Raw genomic sequence first — 24,276 nt, 5'->3', positions numbered from 1 at the left:
CGCCTTTCGGATATCGACGTTCTTCGATGAAGGTGTACCGCAGTTCATCGAAGAATGTCAATGTAAGGCTATGCTGGGCGCGTGTCCACCATCGAGCTGCTGCCCGTCCGGGATCTCGCGGCCTGCTGCGCCCCGCTCACGCGCGAGACGATCCCCACCGAGCAGGCGGCCGACCTCGCACACCGGCTGAAGGCCCTCGCCGACCCGACGCGCCTGCGTCTCATCTCGATCGTCGCGGCATCCGAGGGCCAGGAGGCCTGCGTGTGCGACCTCACCGAACCCGTGGGCCTCAGCCAGCCGACGGTGTCGCACCACCTCAAGCTGCTCGTCGACGCGGGCTTCCTCACCCGCAGCAAGCGCGGCACGTGGTCGTACTACCGCCTCGTGCCCGGCTCGCTCGACGCGGTCGCCGAGCTGCTGACGACCGCGTGACCAGCTGAGCCGCACGGCGCACGGCGCACGGCGCACGCTATCGCGACGACGCCCACGGGTCGTACCCTGGCCCCGACGGATGCGTATGGAGCGGTCCAATGACTGGAATCGAGTGGGGCCCGGTCGCTGCCTGGGCAGGTGCGATCGCCACGGTGCTCGTCGTCATCACGACATCGCTCGTCGCGCTCGGCTTCTTCGATCGATTCCGGTCCCCTCGACTGCGAGTGACCTTCGCGAGCACCGAGCCGTGGCTGCGTCGCGGCCCGGTGGGCGACGGAGGCGACGGGGAATGGGTGCGCGTCGGCATCGAGAACGTCGGCAAGACGGCCGCGATCGGATGCATCGGCCGCGTATCCGAGGTACGCACCGACGGTCGGCTCCGCCCCGACGTCGACCCGGTGCAGCTCCGATGGGCGGGGGTGCCTCGATCGCGAGGATTCGAGCCGATCGACCTCCGCCCGGGTCAGCGCGAGTTCCTCAACGTGATCCTGCGCCGCGGCGACGGCCTATGGCACTTCGCGACCTTCGAGAGCGCCGACTTCGACCGCGCCTTCACCACCGCCCTGGCCGAGGCCGAGCACCACGAGATCCGCATCGAGGTGTACGCCGACAATGCCCGCGTCGCTGCTGTGCTGACCGCAGACGGTTCCGGCACCTCCGGCAGCCCCGCCGCGATCGGCGCGCGACAGACGGATGAGTACCTCGCCTCGGCGGGAGGGAGCACGCCCGTCTTCTCCGAGGAGGAGCTGCAGATCATCGCCTCACCGCTCGATTTCATCGGCATCAACGTCTACAAGCCCGGCTGGTACGTCGAGCCCTCGGATGACGCCCCCGGCTACCGCGACATCCCCATCAACGCCTCCCACCCGAAGATGCTGGCGGCGTGGCACATCCTCGACCCCGAGGTCATGTACTGGGCCCCGCGACAGATGCAGTCGATCTGGGGCGCGCAGTCGATCTACATCACCGAGAACGGATGCGGCGCATCCGATGTCGTCGCGGACGACGGCCGCGTGTACGACTCCGACCGCGTGATGTTCCTCCGCGCCAGTCTCGGCCAGCTGCAGAGGGCCACCGCGGAGGGCGTTCCCGTCCACGGGTACTTCCACTGGTCGGCGCAGGACAACTTCGAGTGGATGGACGGATACGGCACGCGCTTCGGCCTCATCTACGTCGACTTCGACACGCTCGAGCGCACGCCCAAGCTCAGCGCCGAGTGGTTCCGTGAGGCCGCCAGGAGGAACGCGGTCGTCTGACCGCCGGCGACGTCACTCTGCGGGGCATGGGGCCCGGTGCCGGCCGGATCGGGCAGTCACAGTCGGGACATCAGCGCTGTCTTCCTTGCATGAAGATCGTCATCGCAGGAGGTACAGGCCTCATCGGCTCGAAGGTCGCCGCGCGGCTGCTGCAGGGGGGAATCCAGCCTGTCATCGCGTCGCGGGCCACGGGCGTCAACACGTTCACCGGGGAGGGGCTCGAGCGCGCGCTGGAGGGCGCCGACGTCGTGATCGACGTCACCAACTCCTCCTACACCGACTACGCGGGAGCGCAGGAGTTCTTCGCCACGTCGACCCTCAACCTGTTGAGCTACGGCGCGGCGGCCGGGGTGTCGCACCACGTCGCGCTCTCGGTGGTCGGCACCGACCGGCTCGCGGCGTCGGAGGGCGGCTACTTCACGGCGAAGCTCGAACAGGAGCGTCTCATCCGGGCGTCCGGGCACCCCTTCTCGATCGTCCACGCGACCCAGTTCTTCGAGTTCCTCCTGAGCATCGCCGAGGCGGCGACGCGCGATGGCGTCGTCCGCGTCGCGCACGCGCAGGTGCAGCCGATGGCCGCCGACGACGTCGCCGAGGCGGTGCTGCGGGTGGCGACGGCGGATCCGACGCGGGCGATCACGGAGTTCGCCGGCCCCGAGCGGTTCCGCCTCGACAGCGTCGTCCGCACCCGGCTCTGGGTGCAGAACGACGCGCGCCAGGTGATCGCCGACCCGCTCGCGACCTACTTCGGCACGGACCTCGCCGAGGACGAGCTCCTCCCGGGGCCCGAGGCCGTCCTCATGCCCACCCGCTTCGACGATTGGATCCGCCATGCAGCATGAGAGCTTCGAGTACCCCGACACCGCCGGCTACCCCGACGGGATGGGCTTCCTCGATGAGGGCACCGCGTCCGCGCTCGCTGCGGCCGGCTCGGTCGAGTTCCTCACGCCGAGCGCCGAGGCCGACGTCGATCTGCGCGTGCTCGACGACCCGCAGACGCAGGAGTACCGCGCCATCATCGGCGACCGCGAGGTCGGCGTGATCCGCTACGCGCACCTCGGAGGCGGCCCCACCGTGCTGCGCTCGACCTACGTCGATCCCCAGCTGCGCGGCTTCGGCATCGGCACCGCGTTCATCGCCCACGTTCTCGACGAGCGGATGGAGCGCGGCGAGCGCGTGATCGTCGAGTGCCCGATGATCCGACGGTTCGTGGAGGCCCACGGGGAGTACGCCGGGGTCGTCGTGCGCTGAGCGCGTCACAACGGCATCCGGTGGCCTGTCCACCTGATGGGTCCGAGCCGTCCGGCCGGGCCCCGACACGAAGGAGAGAGATATGAAGATCGTGGTGATCGGCGGCACCGGCCTCATCGGCAGGCAGGTGATCGAGCGGTTGACCGAGCACGGGCACAACGCCGTCGCGGCGGCACCGAGCACGGGCGTGGACACCATCGCCGGCACGGGCCTGAGCGAGGCGTTCGCGGGCGCGGATGTGGTGGTCGACGTCTCCAACTCGCCGGACTTCTCCGACGACGCGGTCATGGACTTCTTCCGCACGTCGACGACGAACGTCCTCGCAGCCGAGAAGGAGGCGGGGGTCGGGCACCACGTGGCGCTCTCGATCGTCGGCATCGAGCGCATGCTCGAGGCGGGCTACTTCCGCGCCAAGCAGGCGCAGGAGCGGCTCATCCGCTCGTCGGGAGTGCCGTACTCGATCGTGCACGCGACCCAGTTCTTCGAGTTCGCCCGCGGCATCGGCGACTCGGCGACCGACGGCGACATCGTGCGCCTGCCCTCCGCGCCCGTGCAGCCGATGGCGTCGAGCGAGGTCGCCGCCGCGGTCGCGAAGACGGCGGCTGCGGCGCCTCTCGACGGCGACCGCGAGATCGGCGGCCCGGAGCGGTTCGGCCTCGACGAGTTCGTGCGGCGCGCGCTCCGCTTCTTCGGCGACCCCCGCGAGGTCGTCGCCGACGAGGAGGCAGGCTACTTCGGCGGACACCCCGGCCCCGACACCCTCGTTCCCGGCCCGGGCGCCGACCTCGGCACCATCCGGTTCGCGGAGTGGCTCGAAGCCCAACGCTGACCGGTCGCACAGCGAAGGCCCCGCGCGTCGAACGCGGGGCCTTCGCTGCTGCTATCGGATGGCCGCGCGTGCGGCCGGGGTGCCGACGAGCTCGGCGAGCCGTGCGACCTCGAGCACGGCCTGCGCGAACGCGAATGGCGCCTCCTGGGGCAGGTTGTGCCCGGCGTGCGGGATCTGGTGATGCACCCTCGGCCCCGCGAAATGGGCAGCGGATGCCGTGCCGTCGGTCGCCGGGAAGTTGCCGTCGGCCATGCCGTCGAGCGTCACGGCCGGCACGCGGATCGGGGGCAGCGCCGCGAGCGCTGTCTCGTCCCGCTCGTACTCGTCGGCGCCCGCCGCCTGCCCGAGACGGTGGCGGTAGGAGTGGATGACGACGTCGACGTAGTCGGGGTTGCGGAACGCGTCCGCCGCCCGGTCGAGCGTGGCCTCGTCGTAGAGCCAGTCGGGCGAGTTGCGCCGCCAGATCACGTCGGCGATCTCCCGTCGGTGCCGCGCGAGCCCCGCGTACCCGCGGTCGGTGAGGAAGTAGTAGAAGTACCAGAAGCCGGCCTCGAGCTCTGGCGGTAGGGGCGTCGACGCGGCCGCGATGTCCTGGATGAGGTAGCCGTTCACCGACACGATCCCCTCCACCCGCCGGGGATGCAGGGCGGCCGCGACGCACGCCGCACGGCCTCCCCAGTCGTAGCCGGCGAGGATCGCGCGCGGGAGGTCGAGCGCGTCGAGGAAGTCGACCACGTCGCGGCCGAGGGCCTCCTGCTGCCCCGAGCGCGGGGTCGTCCGCGACAGGAAGCGCGTCGGCCCGTGGCCGCGCAGATAGGGCACGAGCACCCGGTGCCCGCGTCCGGCCAGGATCGGCGCGACGTCGACGTAGCTGTGGATGTCGTACGGGAAGCCGTGCAGGAGCACGACGGGTCGCCCGTCCGCCGGGCCGAGATCCGCGTAGGCGATCTCGAGCACCGAGGTGGTGACCGTGTGGAGCGGTTCGAGCCGAGCGTCTGCGTCTCGCATGAGGTCCTCCGTGCGGAGAAGGGGCGGCGCACCGAAGCGCGCCGCCCCACCCGGATCAGGAGATCGCCGCGACGGCCTCGAGGATGGTGTCCGCGACCGCCTGGGGCTGCGAGACGCTGAGGGCGTGCGACGCCCCGGGGATCTCGCGGGCGCCGCGGGCGCCGGCGCGCTCCACCTGGAACCGCTGCAGCTCGGCGGGGATGTTGAGGTCGAGCTCGCCGTAGACGAACCACGAGGGACGCGTCGTCCACGCGGGCGCCGTCGTCGGGAGCGGCTCGGTGAGGGCCTTCTCGGTGACGGGCCGCTGGGTCGCGCCCATCCGTCCGGCCGTCTGCACGTCGACGTCGGCGGCGAACTGCTGCCGGAAGACGTCGCGACGGATGGCGAACTCGTTCCCGCCGGTCGACACCGGATAGGCGGTGAGGGCGTCGCCGAGGGTGCTGCCGGGGAACTTCGTCGACAGCTCGAACGCGGTCTCACCCTGGGCGGGCGCGAACGCGGAGACGTAGACGATCGCCTTGACGGCGGGGTGTGCTCCCGCCTCGGTGATGACGAAGCCGCCGTAGGAGTGGCCGGCCAGGACGACGGGACCCTCGATGCTGTCGAGCACGTCGCGCAGGTAGGCGGCGTCGACGCTCACGCTGCGCAGCGGGTTGGCGACCGCGACCGAGGTCACGCCCTTCTGATACAGCTCGCCGATGACGTCGTTCCAGCTCGCGGACTCGGCGAAGGCGCCGTGCACGAGGACGACCGTGGGAGTGGGGGTGCTCATTGTTCTCTTCTCTCTGTTGGGGGTGAGCGGGGGTAGGCGGGGGGGTGAGCGGGGATCAGTCGGTTCCGAGGAAGTATCGGAGCACCGTGATGGCCTGGGCGACGGCGGCCGAGGTCGCGGCCGTCGCGCGCAGCGGGTTGAGCATCATGAAGTCGTGGACCGTGCCGTTGTAGCGGACGGACACCGTGCGCACGCCGGCAGCCGTGAGCTTGCGCGCGTAGGCCTCGCCCTCGTCGCGCAGCACGTCGTTCTCGTCGACGATCACGAACGCGGGCGGCAGCCCCGCGAGCTCCTCGATGCTCGCGCGGAGCGGCGACGCCGTGATCTCGTTCCGCTTGCCGTGCTCGGGAAGGTACGAGTCCCAGAACCACGCCATGCCTGCGGCGGTCAGGTACCAGCCGCTCGCGAACTCGCGGTAGCTGTCGGTGTCCTGGCCCGCGTCGGTCACGGGGTAGTAGAGCGACTGGTGCACGAAGCGCACGGTGCCGCGCTGCTTCGCCATGAGGGTGACGGCGGCGGTCATGTTGCCGCCGACCGAGTCGCCGGCGATCGCGAGCCGGCTCGCGTCGAAGCCCTCGGCCTCGCCGGAGGCCGTGATCCACTCGGCGACGGCGTACGCCTGCTCGATCGCGACGGGGTACCGCGCCTCCGGCGATCGGTCGTACTCGACGAAGACGACAGCGGCGCGCGTCCCGACGGCGAGCTCGCGCACGAGGCGGTCGTGCGTTCCCGCATTGCCGAGCACCCATCCGCCGCCGTGGATGTAGAGCACGACGGGAAGGGGCCCGGCGGCTCCGGGGGCGGTCACGATGCGGGCGCGCACGTCTCCGACGGATGCGGGCACCGTGACCCAGCGCTCGTCGACGTCCAGCTTGTCGATGGGGGCCGCCTGGAGGTCGTCGAGCACCTTGCGGGCGCCGTCGACGCCGAGCTCGTGGAGGAGCGGCGGGCGCGAGGTCGCGGCGACGATGTCGGCCGCCGCGGGCTCGAGGGTGTGTTCGGTCATGGGGGTCTGCCTTCGCTGATCGGTTCGCGCCCCGGTTGGGGCGTCACTCAGGAAGACAGCCGTCGCGGCCGGGCTGTGACCGCCGATCGCTCAGGCGGCTTGGATACGCTCCAGCTTCTCGGGGTTGAGCAGCCAGTAAAGACGCTCGATGCCGTCGTGCGACGCGACCATCGTGAGGACGGTCACCGGCTCGCCTCCCGCGACGATCGCGATCGCGGGCTCGGCGTTGACCTCGATCTCGCGCACCTCGATCCCCGCCCAGAACCATCGCGAGAACGCGGCCACGAACTTGACGACGCGATCGCGCCCGACGATCGCGATGCGCGCGGCGTGCACGACGTCGCCGCCGTCGGAATAGCTGATGACGTCCTCGGCGAGCAGCCGCTCGAGCTGCGCGACGTCGCCCGAGCGGGCGGCCGCGACGAAGGCCCGCAGCATCCGATGGTGCTGCGGCATGGGGACGCTGCGCCGCCGACCGGAGGTGACGTGCTCCCGCGCGCGGCTGACGAGCTTGCGCGTGGCCACCTCCGTCGTCTCGAGGATGGCCGCGATGACCGCGTACTCGTAGCCGAAGGCCTCGCGCAGCACGAAGGCCGCGCGCTCGGCCGGCGAGAGCGACTCCATGACCACGAGCACCGCGAACGACAGGGACTCGTTGTGCTCGGCCTCGAGCTCGGGGTTCGCCTCGGTGTCGATGGGCTCGGGCAGCCACGGGCCGATGTAGGTCTCCCGTCGGGCGCGCGCCGAGTGCAGCACGTTGATCGCCGTGCGCGTGGTCATGGTCACGAGGAAGGCCTCGGGGTTGCCGACCGTCGACCTGTCGTAGCCGTGCCATTTGATCCAGACGTCCTGCACGACGTCCTCCGCTTCGGCGACCGTGCCGACGACGCGGTACGCGATGCCGAACAGGCGGGGTCTGAGCGTCTGGAACGCGCGCGCGGCGGCGTCGAGGTCTGCCGCGCCGGCCTGCTGGGGGATGTCGTGTCGCCGCTCCGCACGGTGCTCCTGGCGAAGCGCGAGGTTCTCGTCGTGTGACCGCATCTGGGTGCTCCCTCGAGTGCTCGCGGCCACCCTACGCCTATACCTCGTGCGCGTGTCAATAGGGTTCTTTTATTTAGAGTGCTAGGTTTCTGTCATGGCGAAGGCGAACGACGGCGCGATCCCCCTCAGCGAGATGGTCTGCTGGAACCTGTACCAGGCCTCCCGCGTGGTGATGGCCGAATACCGGCGGCTGCTCGAGCCGATCGGTCTGTCGTACCCGCAGTACATCGCCCTCGCGTGCCTCTGGGAGTACGGCGACCACACCGTCGGCGAGCTCGCCGAGCGGCTGCGCGTCGAGTACGGCACCATCACGCCCTTGCTCAAGCGCCTCGAGCAGCGCGGCCTCGTCAAGCGCACCCGCAGCATCCAGGACGAGCGCACGGTGATCGTCACCCTCACACACGAGGGAAGCGAGCTGCGCCGGCACGCGCCCGATATCTACGCCGGCATCCGCTCCGCATTCGGATTCACCCCCGCGAGCTCGAAGCAGGCCCTCGAGGTGCTGCGCGACATCACGGCGCGCGGCGACGCGCTCGACGGCGCGGATTCGATCTGACTTTCTTCGTCGGATCGGTCACACCTCGGTCTGCCGTCTTGTCTCTCTCATGAGACCGGTCTGCCCGACCGGGGAGAGGACCGTCGTGACCGGCACCGCACCGTCGTACGCCCTGGCGCTCTACGAATCCGCCCGCCCCCGGCTCTTCGGGGTCGCCTACCGGATGCTGGGCAGCGCCGCGGAGGCCGAGGACGTGCTGCAGGAGGTGTGGCTGCGGTGGGAGCGGGTCGACTATGCCGACGTCGTCGAGCCGATCGCGTTCCTCGTCACGATGACGACGCGCCTGGCGATCAACGAGCTGCAGTCCGCTCGCGTGCGCCGGGAGGTGTACGTGGGCCCGTGGCTGCCCGAGCCCGTCGACACGAGCGACGACCCGACGCTCGGCGCCGAGCGCGCCGAGGCGCTCGGCGTCGCCGTGCTGCTCATGCTCGAGCGTCTGAGCCCGACCGAGCGGGCCGCCTACGTGCTGCGCGAGGCCTTCGCGTACCCGTACGAGGAGGTCGCCGTGGTCGTGCAGACCTCGGTCGTGGCCGCACGACAGCTCGTGAGCCGCGCCCGCAAGCATCTGGCATCCGAGCGTCGACGCGAGGTGACGGACGCGGAGCAGCACCGCTTGCTGGCGGCGTTCGTCGCCGCCGCGCGGACGGGCGACCTGGACCGACTCGAGGCGCTGCTCGCCGAGGATGTCGTCTCGCTCTCCGATGGCGGCGGGGTCGTGCGGGCGTCGAGGATCCCCGTCGTCGGGCGCGACCGCGTGGCCAAGTTCGTGCGCGCGTTCCACGAGCACTTCTGGGAGGGCGTCGACGCGACGCCGACCACGACGAACGGACGACCCTCGATGGTGCTGAGCCGCGAAGGCGCGGTGTTCGCGGTGCTCGCGCTCGAGTGCTCGCCGCAGGGCGTCGAGCGCATCCTCTGGATGATGAACCCGCACAAGCTGGGCGCCGTGACGCCCCATGGTGCGTGAGCAACCGGCCGCCCTCCTGATCGCCGCACTCGAGAGGCGGGATCCGCGTCAGGTGAGGCGGACGCTGCACGCCCGCGTGCGCCTGGTCGTCGACTCGGGCAGCGTCGAGGGCGGAAGCTTCCGCGGACGCCGCCGCGTGGCGCAGCAGCTCATCGCCCAGGTGAGCGGCGGAGGTCGAGTTCCGGCCCCCGCGCGCATCAACGGCACGTCTGGCGTCCGCGTCGTGGCACCCGATGGAACGGTCGTCGCCCTGCTGGCGGTCGGAAGCGCGAGAGCCCCGATCCTCGAGCTCTGGATGTGGACCGCTCCCGAGAAGCTGCGGCGATGGCCTCCCCCTCGTTCCGCTCCGTCCGACTCGCCTTTTCTTTGACTACGTCCCCGCAGTACGTTGGAGGCGCCCGGGCGGCTTCAAGCCGCCGTAACTCCACCGCCTCGGGGGTCGTCATGATCGACACGTGGCCGCTCCTCCTCGCAGGAGTCGTGGTCTCTGGCGCGATCGTTCTCTTTGCCGGGCTGGCGATCGCCGGAGCGCATCGCAGTTACTCGGCACACGCTCCCCTCGCCTTCTTCGCATGGGCGGTGTTCATCGTCTGCTGCCCCCTGGCGGGACCGCTGGCGTGGTTCGTTTGGAACGGCTGGCTGAGCGACAGCAGCGGCTTCTCCATCTGCTCGGCGAAGCCATTGCATTAGGGAGGCGCTTCGTGGGGCCCAGCATCACCCTCGATGCCGGATGCTCGGCCGGGCCGACGTCCACGTGCGAAGCGGTGATGACCATTCTGATCGCGGTACATCGGAATCGTCTCCATCGCCCCGGATTCGCGAACCTCATCACGCGGTTGCCCGCATAGCCAAGGCCGACGCGCCCGTAGCTGCCCGATCGGTTGATCCCATCCCCGCATCGTTTCGGGAACACGACCCCCGCGAGCTACGGGAACCCCTCGATGCTCCGCCTCCAGGATTCGAACCTGGACCTAACGGCTCCAAAGGCCGTCGTGCTGCCGTTACACCAAAGCGGATCGCGCCTCGCGGCGCCGTCTCATTCTGCCAGCGCGAGTCAGCCCGCGTCCGCGGGGGCCGCATCCGCTGCCCGGCCGGGCACGACGGCGTCGAGGAACAGGTTCGCGATGCGCTCGTCGTCGATCCCGAGCGCCACCTCGACCTCGGCCCAGCCGTCGGCGAGGCCGTGGAACAGGTCCTCGCCCGGGAACCGCCGCCGGTCGACGACCGTCTGCCCGCGCCCGTAGCCCGCGAGCTCGACCCGCACCGGCAGGCGCTCGGTGCGCAACGCATCCGGAGCGACGATGCTGCACACGGCGCCCGCGTCGCCGATGTGCCCGAGGTATACCGACTCGCCGCCCTCGGTGTCGCGGATGCGGTGGTTCAGCAGCTGCCCCACGAGCGCCGCGCGCGGGTCGGCCGACGCCGCCAGCTCGAGCGCCACATCCTGAGGCACCGCCACGCGCTCGAACACGTCGAGACCGTACATGTAGAGAGGCACGCCCGAGCTGAGCACGATCGCAGCCGCCTCGGGGTCGTGCCACACGTTGAACTCGGCCACCGCGGTCGCGTTGCCGGGGCCCGCCGAGCCGCCCATGAACACGATGCGGGCGATGTTGTCGACGACCCCCGGATGCGTGCGCAGCAGCAGGGCCACGTTCGTCTGCGGGGCGAGGGTCACGAGCGTCACCGGCTCGGGGTGCTCGAGGATCGTGCGGCGCAGGAAGGCGACCGCGCCATCCGCCTCCGCCTCGCGCGCGGCGGGAGGCAGCTCGATGCCGGCGAGGCCGTTGGCGCCGTGCACGTGGCCCGCGTCGCGCGCCGGCTCGATGAGCGGGCGGTGGGCGCCCGCCGCGACCGGCACGTGTCCGGCACCGGCGACCGCGAGCACCCGCAGCGAGTTCTCGACCACGCGCTCGAGGCTCGCGTTGCCGGCGACGCAGCTCACCCCGATGAGGTCGAGCTCGGGATGTGCGGCGGCGAACAGCAGGGCGAGGGCGTCGTCGACGCCGGTGTCGACGTCGAGGATCACGGGAATCGGCACCGGATCATTCTGCCTGAGCGCGCGCATCCGTCCGGATCGCCGCCGGGCTCGCCATAATGGGCAGATGCCCGAGAACGACGAGGTCGACCGGATCGTCGCCGCGTGGCAGCAGGCGCACCCCGAGCTCGACTTCTCCCCACTGCAGGTGCTGTCGCGCGTCGGCCGGCTCGCGAAGCACCTCGACCGCGCACGCCGCGACGCGTTCAACAGCTCCGGCCTCGAGCCGTGGGAGTTCGACGTGCTCGCCGCCCTGCGTCGCGAGGGAGCCCCCTTCCAGTCGAGCCCGAAGGCGCTCCTGCAGCAGACGCTCGTGTCGAGCGGCACCATGACGAACCGCATCGACCGCCTCGTCGAGCGCGGGTTCGTGGAGCGCCGCACCGACCCGCACGACGGTCGCGGCGTGCTCGTCGAGATGACGGATGCGGGGCGCACCGCCGTCGACGGCGCCATGACCGACCTCGTGAAGCGCGAGCGGGAGCTGCTCGGCGCCCTCTCCCCCGCCGATCAGGAGCGCCTCGCGGGGCTCCTCCGCAAGCTCATCCTCGACTTCGACTGACCCAGGTGGTCGAGGAGCGCCGCGAAGCGACGCGTCTCGAGACCACCACCCGGCTGCAACTACTTCCCGAACTCACACCACTCGGCCACCCACGTCAGCACCCGCGCCTTCATCTCCGGCGGCATCTTGAGCTCGACGCTCCCCTCCCGAGGCTCCTCGACGTCGATCGTGAAGATCGTGCCGCGCTTGTCCTCCTGCACGACGTGCGGGTCGCACCGCTGCGGCACGAGCGGCACCTCGACGCCGGTGACCGGCGACCCCGCGTCGAGCTCGAGCCCGAGCTTCCAGAACTCCCCGTCCTTCGGCTTGAACCGCAGCAGGTTCGTCGAGCGGATGCCGCGCAGCTCGATCGGCTCCCCCGCGCCCGTCGGCGTCGCCGTGAGCATCGCGTGCGCGGGCGCGCCGGGCGCCGACGGCACGAAGTCACTCCACTCGAGCGTCGCGGTCTGCGCGATGTCGCGCATGAGGCACTCGCGCTCGTGCAGGGCGTTCGTGAAGTCGTCGGCGCCCGTGAGGTCGGCGACGACCTCCTCGTCATCGGCGAGCTCGAGCGCGACGCTGCGGCGCACCTCCACGTCGCCGCCGCACGCGACCTCGGGCAGCGCGAAGCGAAGGTCGACGGTCCTCCCCGGAGCGAGCTCGGCATCCGCTTCGATCTCGACAGATGCCGCGAACCGCGAGTCGTCGACCCGCACCCCCGCGAGCGCGAGCGCCGCCTCGCCGCCGTTGTAGACACGAACCTGCGCCATCCGCTCGGCGACGTCCGACCGCTGCTGCACGATCGCGACGGTCACCCCCTCCGGCACCCCCGGCGCCGCGGCCGGCGCACACCCGGCGAGGAGCACCAACGCCGCCGCAGCCATCGCGTAGCCCGCGAGACGGCCTACTCCGCTGGTTGAGTAGCCCGCGAAGCGGGCGTATCGAAACCCCCGCGGCCGCAGCTTACCCGCTGGCTGAGTAGCGCCGAAGGCCCGCACACCCGCTGGTTGAGTAGCGCCGGAGGCGCGTGTCGAAACCAGCCCCCGCACCACTCACCTCGCGTAAAGAAACAGCAACCCGAGCCCGTTGAACACCACGTGCGCCGCGATGCTCGCCCCGAGCCGCCGCGTCACCGCCGTCAGCACCCCGAACAGCAGCCCACCCATCCCGACGATGATCGCAACCGACATCCAGGCCCCAGGCTGGGCCGTCACGAGGTGCAGCAGCACGAACAGCGGCGTGCTGACGAGCACCGACACGATGATCCGCGCCGCTCGCCCGCCGGGTACGAGCCCCGAGACGCTGCGCTGCAGCAGCCCCCGGAAGAACAGCTCCTCGACGACGGGCGCGATGAGCCCCGCGCCGACGATGAGCACGAGCAGCGCGGGCAGCGGCGGCACAGGCACGACGCCGTCGAGGGTGATCTGGGTGCTCGCCGCGGGCGCGACGCCTTCGGCGGCGAAGCGCACGATGAGTCCGGTGAGCAGGCCGATGCCGACGTCGATCCAGTGGATGCGGAGGCCTGCGTCGCGCTCGAGCGAGCCGCGCCCGAAGCGGCGGGCGGCGAACACGACGGCGCCGACGAGCAGCACCCACACGATGAGGAAGCTGAGCAGCTGGCTGATCCATCCGCCTTCGCCGATGGCGGGGATGCGCGGGGTGACGAGCAGCAGGAGCAGCAGCACCACGAAGTAGGCGACTGCCGCGGTGGTGAGTGCGTTGTAGGGCTCGCGGTAGTGGGACTTGGTGCGGGGGCGCCGTCGGGCGGGGGCGTCGCTCATGGGTGCCACGCTACCGACGGTCGGTGGCGCGCGCGAGGCGGTGCGGCATCCGCGGTCCACATGACGAAGGCCCCGCCTGCGGCGGGGCCTTCGCGTGGTCTGTTGTCAGCGCTGCTCGACGAGCTCCGACTGACGGCTGCGGCGAACCGCGGCGACGGCGATCAGCGCGATCGCACCGAGGCCGACAGCGCCGACCGCACCCCACAGGAGCACCGGCGAGACGTCGGCACCGGTCGCGGCGATCGACACCGTGATGGTGGTCTGAGCCGATCCGCTCTGGGCGCCAGTCGCGGTGAGGGTGTAGCTGCCGACCGCGTTGCTCGGAAGGGTCACCGTCACCGTGGCGACGCCGGAGCCGTCGGCGGCCTTGGCGAGCGACTTCTCGTCGACCACCGCGAGCGCTGCCAGGGTTGCGCCCGAGGCGTTCTCACCGCGGAGAGTGAAGGTCACGGGCTCGTTCGGCTGGAAGCTGTCGAACGCGAACGTCGCGGGCTGGCCCGGGGCGACGGTCGCAGGGCCCGACGCGAACTCCGCGGGCGTGTAGGCGATGGCGGCCGACGCGGCGCCCCCGATGGTGAGCGCGAACGCGGCAGCTAGTGCGGTGATGGTCTTTTTGAGCTTCATAGTCCCGTTTTGCGCCGGAGCGCAGTCTCCCTCGTATCGATCCGGCTACGCCGCCCCCACGGCAACGCACGTGACGTGAAGTTTACACAGCCTCAGCAATTGAGGGAACGGTGCTGTGTTTCCGTGACGTTAAGAGTCGGTGTGACGTCGAGGGTGAGCGCGCCGCGCTCCCGGGTCTGTCCAAGGAAATCGTAGACAAGCGTGATGGTCTCTCCTGGCGCCAATTCGGTAGGGACGACCACGGCCGGGCGACCACGGTCGATCGCCACTTGGCCATTGAGTTGGTCGGCAGAGCCGGGATAGGTCACACCCTGAGTTGCGGACCCTACGGGACCATATACATTGACGAATGTCTTGATTCTGCCGGGCTCGACACCGTATCGCCCTCCGCCGGTTACGTAATCGGGAAGCGATGTGGCTCCATCCATGGGTGCCGTGCTCGTGAGGGTCACGCTGACGCGGTAGGTCGGCCGCCCATCACCTCGACATACGCCCGATCCGACCTTCACGTCGGCGTCGAGGTAGTAGTCCATCTTGGCCCCGGTGTCATCGTTGAAGTAGACGCCAATGCCCGGACCCTGACTATTGTCGGCGGGCAGGATGCCGGACAATGTGGTGCCTTCCACGAGCCGCTGCTCTTCCGCACGAGCGTTCCAGATGCGGATGCGACGCTCTTCACCGCCGCGCACCAGCGCTTCCACAAGGGCCCGCGGTTCGACGTCGCCACCGGTCACCGCAGCAAACACGGTCTGAGCGGCCGAAGCGAAGAACGCATCCTGATCGGCAGGTTCAGCGAAACGCGCGTAGGTCTCGCTCAGCAGCACGTCCACCGCGTTGTCCGAACTGAGCGTCACGTCGCCGACCTCCACCGGACCAGCGGCTTCCAGCAGGTACGAAAGGAGCACGGGATCGACCGCGACGACGGCGTCGATCGTTCCCCCGAATCGCCGCTCCCACATCATCTTGGAGAGCTCGCCAGTGGTGTCGAACCAGGGGGTGAGGTTCACGTTCTGGATGTACTCACCCGTGATAGCGCCGTAGAGCGACTCCGTGGGCTGGTCGAGCGGCACCACGGGCTCATCGAACGGCGGGTCGAAGTCCCGAGTCGACGCCTGGCCGGCGAGGTCGATTTTTCCGTCGCTCGCCGTCAGCAGCGCGAGGGCTCCGCTGACCCCGCCCGAAGCTCGGAGCTCGGCGTTGTTCTGGATCAGCACCAGCGTGTTCCGGGAGCCACCCTGCCCGAGCATTGCGGGAAGGAGATGCGCAGTGCGGTCGAGAGCGTCGACGGAACTCGTCGCGTCTCCGACCAAGGCGAGCATCTGATCCACCGCATCACGCACCGGCCCGACGGTCGCATCGATGTCGATGGCGGCAGCCTGCTCACGCGCCGACGTCATGGCCGCGTTCGCGAGATCGATGTCGCCTCGCACCGCGATGATCGGACCGAGGTCGACTCTGCCGTCGACGACCGCGAACGCTTCGGCATCAAACTCCGTCGCCGCTGCGAGAAGCGGGTCGATACCTTCGCCCGTGATGGTGCGGGCCACCTCGGTGATCTGCCTTACGGCCGCGAGGTTGGGTCCCACCCAGGGCACATACTCGCTCGCGCGCCACACGGGATCATGGGTCATCTCCCAGGCGGTGTCCGCGCGGTCCTTCAGCTCCGCCGCAAGCGGCGCCGTCGCCTCGGCCTCGCCCTCGACGACCACTGCGGCGAGCTCTCGTGCAGCAGGTGCGGCGGCCGTCAACTGATCCCGAGCAATCAGGCCCCGAACCACCAACCAACCGCTCCAGATGAGGAGCAGTGCGATCCCGCCGAGAACGACCCACCGAACCCACGAAGGGCGCGCCTGATGCGCGTGATGGGATTGAGTCATGTCTTCCGTCCGTGCGTCTCGCCAGCGTCACATCGAGGGGTGAATACCGGTCAGCTATGACTCGACGCTACCGGATGACGACCTTGCTCCGTCGCTGCGGTCAGGCCGACGAGCTCCGCTCGCGCCGGACGTACGCGCGATAGACGGGCGGGTAGAACGGGCCGAGCGTCTTGATCAGCAACGCGATGAGCCCTTCACGTCGGGAGACCCGCGCGGTGGCCCGCACGGAGTGAAAGGTGATCGAGCGTCTCGCCTGACGCACCTGCCCCGCTGTGCGAGCGTCGGCGACACCGAGTCGGATGCTCGTATTGACGACGCTCGAGACATAGAACCATTGACGGAAGAACGCCAGTTCATCCGCGAAGCGGGTCGCTGCCCGGGGGTCGGCGCCCACCAACTCCAACACTCGATTGCACGTCTCCTCAAGGTCGCTGAAGTCGGAGATCCGTGTATTCGTCAGCGACCCCGGTCGCTCGATGTGCCAGTAGAGCACGCGGTCCGAGACCACCAATCGGGCGCCTGCGAGGAGGATCTCGCTGATGACGGCGAAGTCCTCCTGGGCGCGGCGTTCCGGGAACGGATGCGCCGCGAGAAGGGTGCGCCGGATCGCCTTGTTCCAGAGGTACCCGCGCACTCCCCCTGTCAGCAACAGCCGGACGACGTCGTCGCCCTCGTAGGCTCCGGCGGCCGCGGAGTCGAGCACCTTCGCCCGGGGATCGCCCACGGTGGTGCCCCGTTTGGCACGGACCATCGCGATGTCTGCCGCACCGCCCCCAATCAGTCGTCGCAGCTCACCAGCGGCCTCGGGCAGCCAGACATCATCGGCATCCAGGAACCACACATAGTCCCCGCGGGCCTCTCGCACCGCGAGGTTCCTCATCGCGGCGATCCCGGAGTTCTGGCGGACTGCGATCAAGCGCGCCCCCGGCAGGATGTCGAGCCCGGCGCGGAGCAGGTCAGCTGTGCCGTCGGTCGAGCCATCGTCGGTCACGAGCACCTCGAACGGCTCCTCGTCGAGCAAAGCGAGTTGTCGCAGCGCACGCTCGACGTAGTCCACGTTGTTGTAGAAGGTGACGACGACGCTGACGGTTGGCGATTCGGTCATCGCCGCCTCACCACGATGAGCCATGCGAGGGCCAGCGGTTCGACGAGGTAACGGGCCGCGAGGCGCCGCGGCTCGTGCGCAAGGCGCCACAGCCACTCGACGCCAAGCCGCCCCATCCAGCGTGGCGCGAGGTTGGTCGTGCCCGCGACATAGTCGATCGCTCCACCGACCGTCGCGTAAACAGCGGGAGGGAGCTTCTCCCAGTTCTCGAGCAGGAACTCCTCTTGCCTCGGCATCCCCATACCGACGAGAACGAGTGTCGGCACGCCGCCTCTCAGCCAATCGAGCGTCTCGGCGTTGTCGCGGAAGCCGTCGATACCGCGCACTCTCCAACCCTTCGGTCCGAGGTCCGCGGTGAGCCGTTCCACTGCGCGGCGGTTGGACTCCGCCGACGCGCCCACCAGGCACAGCTCGCCCGGGCTCATCGAATCACCCAGGCGCGCGATCCAGTCAGTCGATCCGGTGCGATACTCGTGGCCCAATTCGGGACGACGCCGCCTCGTCAGCCAGAGGACCGGTGACCCGTCCACCACCACGAGATCAGCCAGGTCGTAGGCGCGACGGAACGAGGCGAGCGTCTTGTGGAGGTGGACGCTGTGCAGATTGTGGTTGGCGACGAAGTGCTTGCCTCCGCGATGATCGTCGACCCACTCGACGACCTCGTCAGCAGTCATGGGCGTTACGCGGACTCCGAGGAAAGGAACCTCGGTCCACCTCGATGTCGCCGCGGCTTCGTCAGTCATGGGCCCGACCGAGCGCCTCCCACTTGCCGAGCGTCGCATCCAGCTCGTACACGCCGAGATCCACCGGAGCCCCCGGGGATGCCGCGATCGCGTTCAGCGCGCGGCGAAGGGACTCAGGATCATTCACATCGAACAGCTGAATCGGTGCGTCGGGAAGCGAGCGCGAGATCTCGCGTGGTCCGTTCGCGGCGTTGGCAACGACCGGGGTTCCGAGGGCGACGCTCTCGAGAATCACGACGCCGAGCGACTCGCTCAGCGCGCCGTGCACCATGACGTCGGCTTGCGAGACGTACGGAAAGGGGTTCAGAGTCCCGTCGACCACAGTCGTCTTCACGCGTCCCCCGTCGTCGTCTCGCGCAGCGAGCCAGGCTTGAAGCGGTCCCTCGCCTACGACCACCCAATCAACGAGGCGGTCGAGCGCATCGAGCGACGCACGCAACTCCCGAAGACCCTTGCGCTCGATGAGGCTGCCCACGGTCACCACCCGCAGCGCGCCATCACGGAAGGGGACACGCACCTTGGGCGATTCCGCCGCACGAGCTCGCAGCGACGCGCTCTCGACCCCACACTCGATAACGCGGGGAGACGCGGCGAGTCCATACGCGTCGCGCATTGCCTCCGAGACGTGCACCGTGTTCGCGACCAGCTGATCCGCGCTCCTCCGGTAGATCCGCCGCACGATGGACTGCTTGAGGCGCCCGAGGCGGATGAATCGCGCGTGGTCGCGAGGGTCGAGGTCCTCATAGAAGTAGTAGTCGTGCTTGAGGACGCGAGAGGCCGCAAGGCCTACGACCATCACACTCGACCAGAGCCGGGTCACCACGACTGACGCGGGAAGTCTCTCAAGCACTTTCCGTATGCGGACGGCACCCAGCAGCACGGCGACGTGCGACTCGAATCCCAGACTGACGACGTTGACGCGCGGGTCGAGGCGCGTGAGTAGCTCTCCCTGCCTGCTGTGCAACACGACGGTGCAGGAATGTCCGCGACCCACCAACCCGTTCACGATGGCGACGGTCTGGCTCTCGGCACCGCCGAACTTCAAGTGCGGCTGCACGAACACGAAGCTGGTCGGCTTCACGACCGGACCTCCGTCGCGCGCGGGTCGAGCAACGAGGCGAGGTACTCGCGACTCGCTCGCCGATCCTGGTCGAGAGCAGCGTCTACGGCCGACCAGTCGATTGCGCCACGCATCCTGGTCACGAGCTCGTCCTCCCGGAGTTCGTCGGGCGAGACCATCCGATCCGCCAAGCCGAGGGGTTGAAGCAGATCGACGAAGCGAGCGGCACCGCGATCGGAGTTCACCACCGAGATGAACGGGACATGATGGATGATCGCGAAAACCGTGCCGTGGAAGGAGTCCGTCACGAGGTAGTCGGCGTCCTGGATCCCCGCCAGCCATTCTTCGACCGTCAGCGGGGCGCGTTCCCGCACGCCCCAATGCGAGCCGTCATCGCCCTTGATGGATACGAGGTCAGCACCCAGTCGGCCCGCGGCCGCTGCGATCGCGGTGCCGTAGTCAGGACGCCTGTCCAGCACGTACACGCCCAACGACCGCTTCGCGTCGCCCTTGACCTCCGACCGGAGCGCGGCATACCGCTCGCGCGGCAGCAGCAGGGTCGGATCTAGGTGACGGACGGCTGAAACCCCGAGGACATCGCGGCAGATCTCGACCCCGGAGTTCTCGCGCACGGATACGGCGTGGAACCGGGCCAAGAGGCGACGCGCATCTCGAAGCGTCCCGTCGTCGTAGTCCTCCACGTGGTCGAGGCCGAAGGACGCGGCGTACGAGGCTCGCCTCATCGAGGCCGTCTCAACGAAGTCGAACATGTAGGAGAGCACGTCAGCGTACTGCCGCCGCCACACCTGGTCGCTGCCGGCGAGGAGAAGCTCGCATCCCTCGAGGAAGTCGCGGCGGCGTGCGCCCGACATCTCGAACAACCGGACTGTCGCAATGCGCTCGCGGGCGAAAGCTCCGATCGCCTCCGCGCGACGGTCGTGCGCCACGCGGTCGACCCACGAAGGCCGAGCAAACCTCGCGAGGAGCGGGAGTTCGACCACCGCCTTGCGAACGAACGCCTTGACAGACGACTCCGCGTCGACTCGCGAGGTGTCGGTCACCGGATCGGCTCCCAACTCTACGAGCACCTGCTGGAGGGCGTAGGCCTGAAGGACTCCGCCGTAGTTGCCTACATCGAGCGGCAAGGTTCGGATCAAGACCTGCCCTCGGGGCACAGCTAACTCCTCCCCGCCGCGGAACCACGGCTTCGAACGAACTTAGCGGACAGGTTCAAGCACGTTTGACCTCAGGTCCGAACTCAGCCCCTTCGACGGCACCGGAGCCTCGGCTCATCTCGGCGCCGTGGACCGCGACCTTTGCGGTAAGCATCGCGAGCAAGATCGGCAAAGCGACGTACGGGTTATTGAGGCCGGACACTGACAGACTGTTGGCGGCCGCAATACCGATCAACGTGAGCGATAGCATCCTGCTGACGTCGGACCTCCTCAGCGCTACCCAAGCCACGCCGAACGCCAATCCGAGTCCAAGCAAACCCGCGTCGAAGATCACACGCAGAACGAACGCGTGCAGGATCACGACATAGCACGACCCGTCACCCGTGCTCGCGAAAAGGTCCTGATACCAGGCGAGCGCTAGGCAACCTTCGTTGCTCAGAGGCGTGATAGGCGGAGTGCCGAGGAGCCAGTTGAGCAGGTTCCAATCGCTGGTCTCATACAGAAAGACGTCCAGGAAGTTCAGCCGGTCGATGCGACTTCCGTCAGCTCGCTCGCTGAAGATCCACACCGGTATCAACACGCCGATTGGCGCGGCGATAAGAGTGACGAATCTCAGGAACAGCGTCGAGTGCGTCCGCGGAATCTGCGTGAAGGCGTACACCAGCAGCACGACATACGTCACGGCGCCACTTCGCGATCCCGACAACAGCACGAGCACCCCCAGCAAGGCGATCATCGGAAATCTGCCGCGGCCAAGAAATCGATACATCACCGCGACCAACCCGCAGAACAACGCCAGTTCGAAGTTGTTCTCGAGAAAGAGTCCCGGGCGAAGGGAGCCGGACACAAGTACCACGCCGAGCGCTGCTTTGACCGTGGCGAGTGACAGCAGAGTCCAGGTGAGCGCGACGAGGCCGCCCACCGGCGTCCACACCCGCCTCACCCCTATAGCGAAAGCAGCGAGATAAAACACCCATCGATACGCTTGGAAGAAGTCCTCGGCGGGAGAGCTGGTAGCGAAGAACCCGACAACCCGAGTGAATCCGAAGGCGACGACCACCCCAAGCAGCAAGGGCGCGTTCCATCGGTTCGTCAGTAGCGCGCTGATAAGGAACAGGCCGAACCAAGCGTCCAACATCACGGTCGAGGGCAGCGGTCCATATTGGCCGACGAATGGGACGCTGACAATTGCCGCCACGTAGAGCACCACGTAGAGAGCCGAGCGGATGAAACGGGGCACCTCCGCGGATCTCGTCTGCTCGATTGGTCGCGGCACCCGCCCACGGTACAACGCGGCGCACCGCCGCGGCGTCCGCGTCAGCGACACGGGCGGGAACGCTCCTAGTTGTAGTTTCCCAAGTGCGCGCGACGCAGCGTGGCGTGCAGTTCACTGAGCGCTCGCGACCGTCCAATGGCGTAACGCGCGTGCTCTCGAAGCTGAAGTCCCCGCGGCGCGGGCGCTCTGACACCGGTTTCCGAAAGCAACCGATCATGCACGCCGTCGATGCGGGTCAGGGGATGACGTCGCGGAGTCGCCTGGTCGATGATCTCCCGATACCCCTCCCCAACGCCGATGTCGAACCGGAAATCGGGCAGCACTTGCTCCAGACCTGCAGTGGAGAACGCACGATCCTTGACGCGGTCGCCCACCTTCCCGCTGAGGTGAGGTAGCGCGGCGATGAACTGACTCTCAGGCATGGTGTGGAGGTCGACAGGTGCGCCGACCGCGTCAGCGGCGATATCGAAGATCTCACGCCAGGTCACCGTCTCGGGGGACGCGACTTGGACCGTGGCACCAGAGGCTCCTGGGGCGAGTGACAGCGCGACCACCGCACGCGCGGCATCGGCGGCGTGCGTCACCGAAGTCCTCGCTACGGCGACTTCCTGCGGTAGCGCGATGGGACGGCCGGAGCGGATGCGCGCCATGACCTCGTCTGATTCCCAGGGCCCGAACGCAAGTCGCTGCTCGGAGTAGATGATGTAGGGGCGAACGATCACGACATCCAGGTCGCCGTCGGCGATCACGTCCCCCAGGAGCTGCTCGGCGGCAACCTTCTTCAGCGGGTATGACCATCCGGAGTTCACAAGCGGCGAGTTCTCGTCGATCACGGCTCCTGGCGGCGCCGACTCCGACACGGTCGCCGATGAGATGAAGACGTAGCGGTCGGAAAAACGCCTCACCCAGTTGAGGGTCATGCTCACGTGCTCCGGGCCGAACGACAGGAGGTCGATCACGGCGTCAAACTGGCTTCCGGCCAGCACCCCTTCCATGGATGTCGGATCTCTGCCGTCGACCGCGACTCGCCTGACACCATCCGGGAACCTCGCGGGGCGGTTCCCGCGACTCACGGCCGTCACCCGCACACCGGCTTCCACCGCCGCGCTGACGATGTGCGTGCCGATAATCCCGGTCGCCCCGAGGACGAGGAGCGAGGTCACCTCTTGATGACCCGCTTTGCGAGCTCCTTGACTCGCGGCGGAACCGCATCCGCTACGGACGGAGGCAGACGCTTAGCGAGTCGCCGGGCGAGACTCTCGTGCGTGTTGGCCTCGCGGATGATCCGCACGCCCTCCGAGTCGTCGTGCATGGTGGTGAACACCTCGATGATGAACGGCTTGTCGCTCGGGGACACGAACGCATCCGCGACATCTACCAGGTCCTGCTTTGTTCGAACCGCACGATAGAGCCAACCCATGGACTCCGCCCACGCCTGAGCCATCCCGTGGTGGCCGGCTGCGGCGATGTGCGTATCGGCGTCCTCCCCGAAATACCGGTCAGCTGCATGGCTGTACAGACGGAACTCACCGCCCCCGTTGTTGTTCACGAGGATGATGCGGGCGTTGTTCTTGACATGACGGATACCGATCGAGTTCATGTCATAGAAGAAGCTGAGATCACCCACCACGAGGAATGTGAGCTCCTCGGTCGCGACGGAATGCCCGATGAACGTCGATACGCATCCGTCGATTCCATACGCGGCGACGTTCGAATAGCCGGCGATGGAGGGGTGGAGATGGAAGAAGCTCCAGTTGCGGTACGCGCTGAGTATCGCGAAATGGATGCTGGATCCGTGCGGGATCTGAGGCGCCAGGACACCGGCCACGAAGGCGTGCGAAAGCGGCAGGCCATCCGGGATGGCGCGCTCGGCGTTCGCCTTCTCCCAGGTCGCCTGGAACTCGCGACTGGGCTCCGCCACCTGCCTCGACGCGTAGGCGCTGAAGAAGTCGGCCTCCGACATCTCGAAGACCGCTTCCAGCGAACCGTACGTGTCCTGGATCCGTCCGTCCAGGCTCACGCGCCAGTGCCGCGGCTTCATCGCATTGAGCACGCTCGCGATGTCGTAGTCGCCGTGCTGACCGCCCACCGTGATGAGTAGTTCGGGGGTGTAGGCGTCTGCACCCTTCCCCTTCAGATTGAGCACCACGAGACTTCCGTTGACCGAGCCCGCGCCGTGGTAATTGGACAGGTGGGTCGTGTACACGACGGCGCCGGTCGCCTCGACGAACGCTTCCAACGCCTGCGCCTGCTGGGCAGAGAAAGGAGCATGCTCGCCGACGACGACGAGGATCTTGCTGGCTCCGAGCGGCGGAAGATCGGGCGTCTGCATCGTGTAGCGATCGATGCGCTTCACAGACGGAAGCGACTCGACGTAGCCCTCCCAATGCTCGTCGATCGGCAGATCGATGTGGACCGGTCCTGTCCCGTGGTGGTGCAGCTCGAGAAGTGCTTCGTTGACGAGTCGCTCGCAGTACCAAGCATCGTCCTCGTCGGAGACCACCGGCAGGCGCACCGACGCCTTGTGGGTGTCCTTCGGCATCGACATCTGGTCGACGGTTTGCATCAGGCCCTGCCCGATATGGCTCTCCCGGTAGTCGGCGGTGATCGCGACGATCGGCGTCCCCCGGTAGTAGGCCTCGGTGAGCCCGGGGAGGTAGTTTCGCGTGGCCTGCGCGCTGGTGCAGCTGAGCAGGACCGGCGCTTCGTCATTGGCGAGGGAGACGCCGATCGCGAAGTACGCAGCGCTCCGTTCGTCGACGACGGAATAGCAGGTGAAGAACGGATCATTCTCGAGGCTCCGCACCAACGCCATGTTCCGCGATCCCGGCGAGATCACCGCATGCCGAACGCCGTGCTCCTTGAGCAGCGCGACGAGGATCTGAACGTTCTTCTGGGACGCATACATGCGGCTCGGTTCCCCCTAGAGTCCGCGTCAGTC

At 68.5% G+C, this 24,276-nt stretch carries 26 protein-coding genes and 1 tRNA gene; 10 read left to right on the top strand and 17 right to left on the bottom strand.

Features of this window, described 5'->3' with window-relative positions; genetic code table 11:
• Positions 1–81: 81 nt before the first annotated feature.
• The 5 genes from H4J02_RS03545 (at position 82) to H4J02_RS03525 (ending at position 3,768) form a co-directional block, all read left to right on the top strand.
• Positions 82–432 (top strand): metalloregulator ArsR/SmtB family transcription factor, encoded by a 351-nt coding sequence (locus tag H4J02_RS03545; protein ID WP_187675741.1) that lies wholly within the window; start codon positions 82–84, stop codon positions 430–432.
• A gap of 98 nt (positions 433–530) precedes the next feature.
• Positions 531–1,688 carry a family 1 glycosylhydrolase gene (locus H4J02_RS03540; RefSeq protein WP_187675740.1) on the top strand — a complete coding sequence of 386 codons (1,158 nt, stop codon included), beginning with the start codon at positions 531–533 and terminating at the stop codon, positions 1,686–1,688.
• Positions 1,689–1,777: 89 nt separating this feature from the next.
• Positions 1,778–2,530: an SDR family oxidoreductase gene (locus tag H4J02_RS03535; protein ID WP_187675739.1), complete on the top strand. Its 753-nt coding sequence runs from the start codon at positions 1,778–1,780 to the stop codon at positions 2,528–2,530.
• On the top strand, positions 2,520–2,939 hold the full coding sequence (locus H4J02_RS03530; RefSeq protein ID WP_187675738.1) for a GNAT family N-acetyltransferase: 420 nt from the start codon (positions 2,520–2,522) through the stop codon (positions 2,937–2,939). The genes H4J02_RS03535 and H4J02_RS03530 overlap by 11 nt, the downstream gene beginning before the upstream one ends.
• Positions 2,940–3,021: 82 nt before the next feature.
• A complete protein-coding gene (locus H4J02_RS03525) occupies positions 3,022–3,768 on the top strand; it encodes an SDR family oxidoreductase (RefSeq protein WP_187675737.1) in 747 nt (248 codons plus the stop codon).
• 51 nt (positions 3,769–3,819) lie between these two features.
• On the opposite strand, the gene H4J02_RS03520 is transcribed toward H4J02_RS03525, so the two are convergent.
• The 4 genes from H4J02_RS03520 to H4J02_RS03505 all read right to left on the bottom strand — a co-directional run bounded on the left by H4J02_RS03520 (position 3,820) and on the right by H4J02_RS03505 (position 7,595).
• On the bottom strand, positions 3,820–4,776 hold the full coding sequence (locus H4J02_RS03520; RefSeq protein ID WP_187675736.1) for an alpha/beta fold hydrolase: 957 nt from the start codon (positions 4,774–4,776) through the stop codon (positions 3,820–3,822).
• A gap of 55 nt (positions 4,777–4,831) precedes the next feature.
• Positions 4,832–5,548, bottom strand: a complete 717-nt coding sequence (locus H4J02_RS03515; RefSeq protein WP_187675735.1) for an alpha/beta fold hydrolase — start codon at positions 5,546–5,548, stop codon at positions 4,832–4,834.
• Positions 5,549–5,603: 55 nt separating this feature from the next.
• Positions 5,604–6,554 (bottom strand): alpha/beta hydrolase, encoded by a 951-nt coding sequence (locus H4J02_RS03510; protein WP_187675734.1) that lies wholly within the window; start codon positions 6,552–6,554, stop codon positions 5,604–5,606.
• 90 nt (positions 6,555–6,644) lie between these two features.
• Positions 6,645–7,595, bottom strand: a complete 951-nt coding sequence (locus H4J02_RS03505) for an RNA polymerase sigma-70 factor (RefSeq protein WP_187675733.1) — start codon at positions 7,593–7,595, stop codon at positions 6,645–6,647.
• Between the two features lie 94 nt (positions 7,596–7,689).
• Here H4J02_RS03505 and H4J02_RS03500 point away from each other — a divergent pair, with 94 nt between their 5' ends.
• The 4 genes from H4J02_RS03500 (at position 7,690) to H4J02_RS03485 (ending at position 9,808) form a co-directional block, all read left to right on the top strand.
• Positions 7,690–8,151, top strand: coding sequence for a MarR family winged helix-turn-helix transcriptional regulator (locus H4J02_RS03500; RefSeq protein WP_187675732.1), 462 nt, complete (start codon positions 7,690–7,692; stop codon positions 8,149–8,151).
• Positions 8,152–8,236: 85 nt separating this feature from the next.
• Entirely contained in the window at positions 8,237–9,118 is an 882-nt protein-coding gene (locus tag H4J02_RS03495) for an RNA polymerase sigma-70 factor (protein ID WP_262406198.1), read from the top strand.
• Positions 9,119–9,170: 52 nt separating this feature from the next.
• Entirely contained in the window at positions 9,171–9,488 is a 318-nt protein-coding gene (locus H4J02_RS03490; RefSeq protein WP_187675730.1) for a hypothetical protein, read from the top strand.
• A 74-nt stretch (positions 9,489–9,562) separates the two neighbouring features.
• Positions 9,563–9,808, top strand: coding sequence for a hypothetical protein (locus H4J02_RS03485; protein ID WP_187675729.1), 246 nt, complete (start codon positions 9,563–9,565; stop codon positions 9,806–9,808).
• Between the two features lie 254 nt (positions 9,809–10,062).
• Here the strand turns inward: H4J02_RS03485 and H4J02_RS03480 are convergent.
• Both H4J02_RS03480 and H4J02_RS03475 read right to left on the bottom strand, forming a co-directional pair.
• Positions 10,063–10,134: transfer RNA gene (locus H4J02_RS03480), tRNA-Gln, on the bottom strand.
• A 38-nt stretch (positions 10,135–10,172) separates the two neighbouring features.
• Positions 10,173–11,159 (bottom strand): nucleoside hydrolase, encoded by a 987-nt coding sequence (locus H4J02_RS03475; RefSeq protein ID WP_262406197.1) that lies wholly within the window; start codon positions 11,157–11,159, stop codon positions 10,173–10,175.
• A gap of 64 nt (positions 11,160–11,223) precedes the next feature.
• Here H4J02_RS03475 and H4J02_RS03470 point away from each other — a divergent pair, with 64 nt between their 5' ends.
• Positions 11,224–11,715, top strand: coding sequence for a MarR family winged helix-turn-helix transcriptional regulator (locus tag H4J02_RS03470; RefSeq protein ID WP_187675727.1), 492 nt, complete (start codon positions 11,224–11,226; stop codon positions 11,713–11,715).
• Positions 11,716–11,774: 59 nt separating this feature from the next.
• Here the strand turns inward: H4J02_RS03470 and H4J02_RS03465 are convergent, their stop codons facing one another.
• The 11 genes from H4J02_RS03465 to menD all read right to left on the bottom strand — a co-directional run bounded on the left by H4J02_RS03465 (position 11,775) and on the right by menD (position 24,243).
• Complete coding sequence (locus H4J02_RS03465; protein WP_187675726.1) at positions 11,775–12,509, bottom strand: hypothetical protein; 735 nt, start codon at positions 12,507–12,509, stop codon at positions 11,775–11,777.
• A gap of 237 nt (positions 12,510–12,746) precedes the next feature.
• Positions 12,747–13,475: a CPBP family intramembrane glutamic endopeptidase gene (locus H4J02_RS03460; protein WP_187675725.1), complete on the bottom strand. Its 729-nt coding sequence runs from the start codon at positions 13,473–13,475 to the stop codon at positions 12,747–12,749.
• 105 nt (positions 13,476–13,580) lie between these two features.
• Positions 13,581–14,099: a hypothetical protein gene (locus H4J02_RS03455; protein ID WP_187675724.1), complete on the bottom strand. Its 519-nt coding sequence runs from the start codon at positions 14,097–14,099 to the stop codon at positions 13,581–13,583.
• A 92-nt stretch (positions 14,100–14,191) separates the two neighbouring features.
• Positions 14,192–15,976: a DUF4012 domain-containing protein gene (locus H4J02_RS03450; protein ID WP_187675723.1), complete on the bottom strand. Its 1,785-nt coding sequence runs from the start codon at positions 15,974–15,976 to the stop codon at positions 14,192–14,194.
• A 100-nt stretch (positions 15,977–16,076) separates the two neighbouring features.
• Entirely contained in the window at positions 16,077–17,081 is a 1,005-nt protein-coding gene (locus H4J02_RS03445) for a glycosyltransferase family 2 protein (protein WP_187675722.1), read from the bottom strand.
• Positions 17,078–17,755, bottom strand: a complete 678-nt coding sequence (locus H4J02_RS03440) for a WecB/TagA/CpsF family glycosyltransferase (RefSeq protein WP_187675721.1) — start codon at positions 17,753–17,755, stop codon at positions 17,078–17,080. The genes H4J02_RS03445 and H4J02_RS03440 overlap by 4 nt, the downstream gene beginning before the upstream one ends.
• Positions 17,756–17,816: 61 nt before the next feature.
• Positions 17,817–18,905: a glycosyltransferase gene (locus tag H4J02_RS03435; protein ID WP_187675720.1), complete on the bottom strand. Its 1,089-nt coding sequence runs from the start codon at positions 18,903–18,905 to the stop codon at positions 17,817–17,819.
• The gene (locus H4J02_RS03430) at positions 18,902–20,041 is read right to left on the bottom strand and encodes a polysaccharide pyruvyl transferase family protein (protein WP_187675719.1); all 1,140 of its coding nucleotides are present in this window, start codon (positions 20,039–20,041) and stop codon (positions 18,902–18,904) included. The genes H4J02_RS03435 and H4J02_RS03430 overlap by 4 nt, the downstream gene beginning before the upstream one ends.
• A 73-nt stretch (positions 20,042–20,114) precedes the next feature.
• Complete coding sequence (locus H4J02_RS03425; protein WP_187675718.1) at positions 20,115–21,269, bottom strand: hypothetical protein; 1,155 nt, start codon at positions 21,267–21,269, stop codon at positions 20,115–20,117.
• Between the two features lie 131 nt (positions 21,270–21,400).
• Positions 21,401–22,498, bottom strand: coding sequence for an NAD-dependent epimerase/dehydratase family protein (locus tag H4J02_RS03420; RefSeq protein WP_187675717.1), 1,098 nt, complete (start codon positions 22,496–22,498; stop codon positions 21,401–21,403).
• Positions 22,495–24,243, bottom strand: coding sequence for a 2-succinyl-5-enolpyruvyl-6-hydroxy-3-cyclohexene-1-carboxylate synthase (gene menD / locus H4J02_RS03415; protein WP_187675716.1), 1,749 nt, complete (start codon positions 24,241–24,243; stop codon positions 22,495–22,497). The genes H4J02_RS03420 and menD overlap by 4 nt, the downstream gene beginning before the upstream one ends.
• Positions 24,244–24,276: the final 33 nt, after the last annotated feature.

The organism is Protaetiibacter sp. SSC-01 (assembly GCF_014483895.1).
Taxonomy (GTDB): domain Bacteria; phylum Actinomycetota; class Actinomycetes; order Actinomycetales; family Microbacteriaceae; genus Homoserinibacter.
This window is presented reverse-complemented; position numbering and strand designations above follow the sequence as displayed.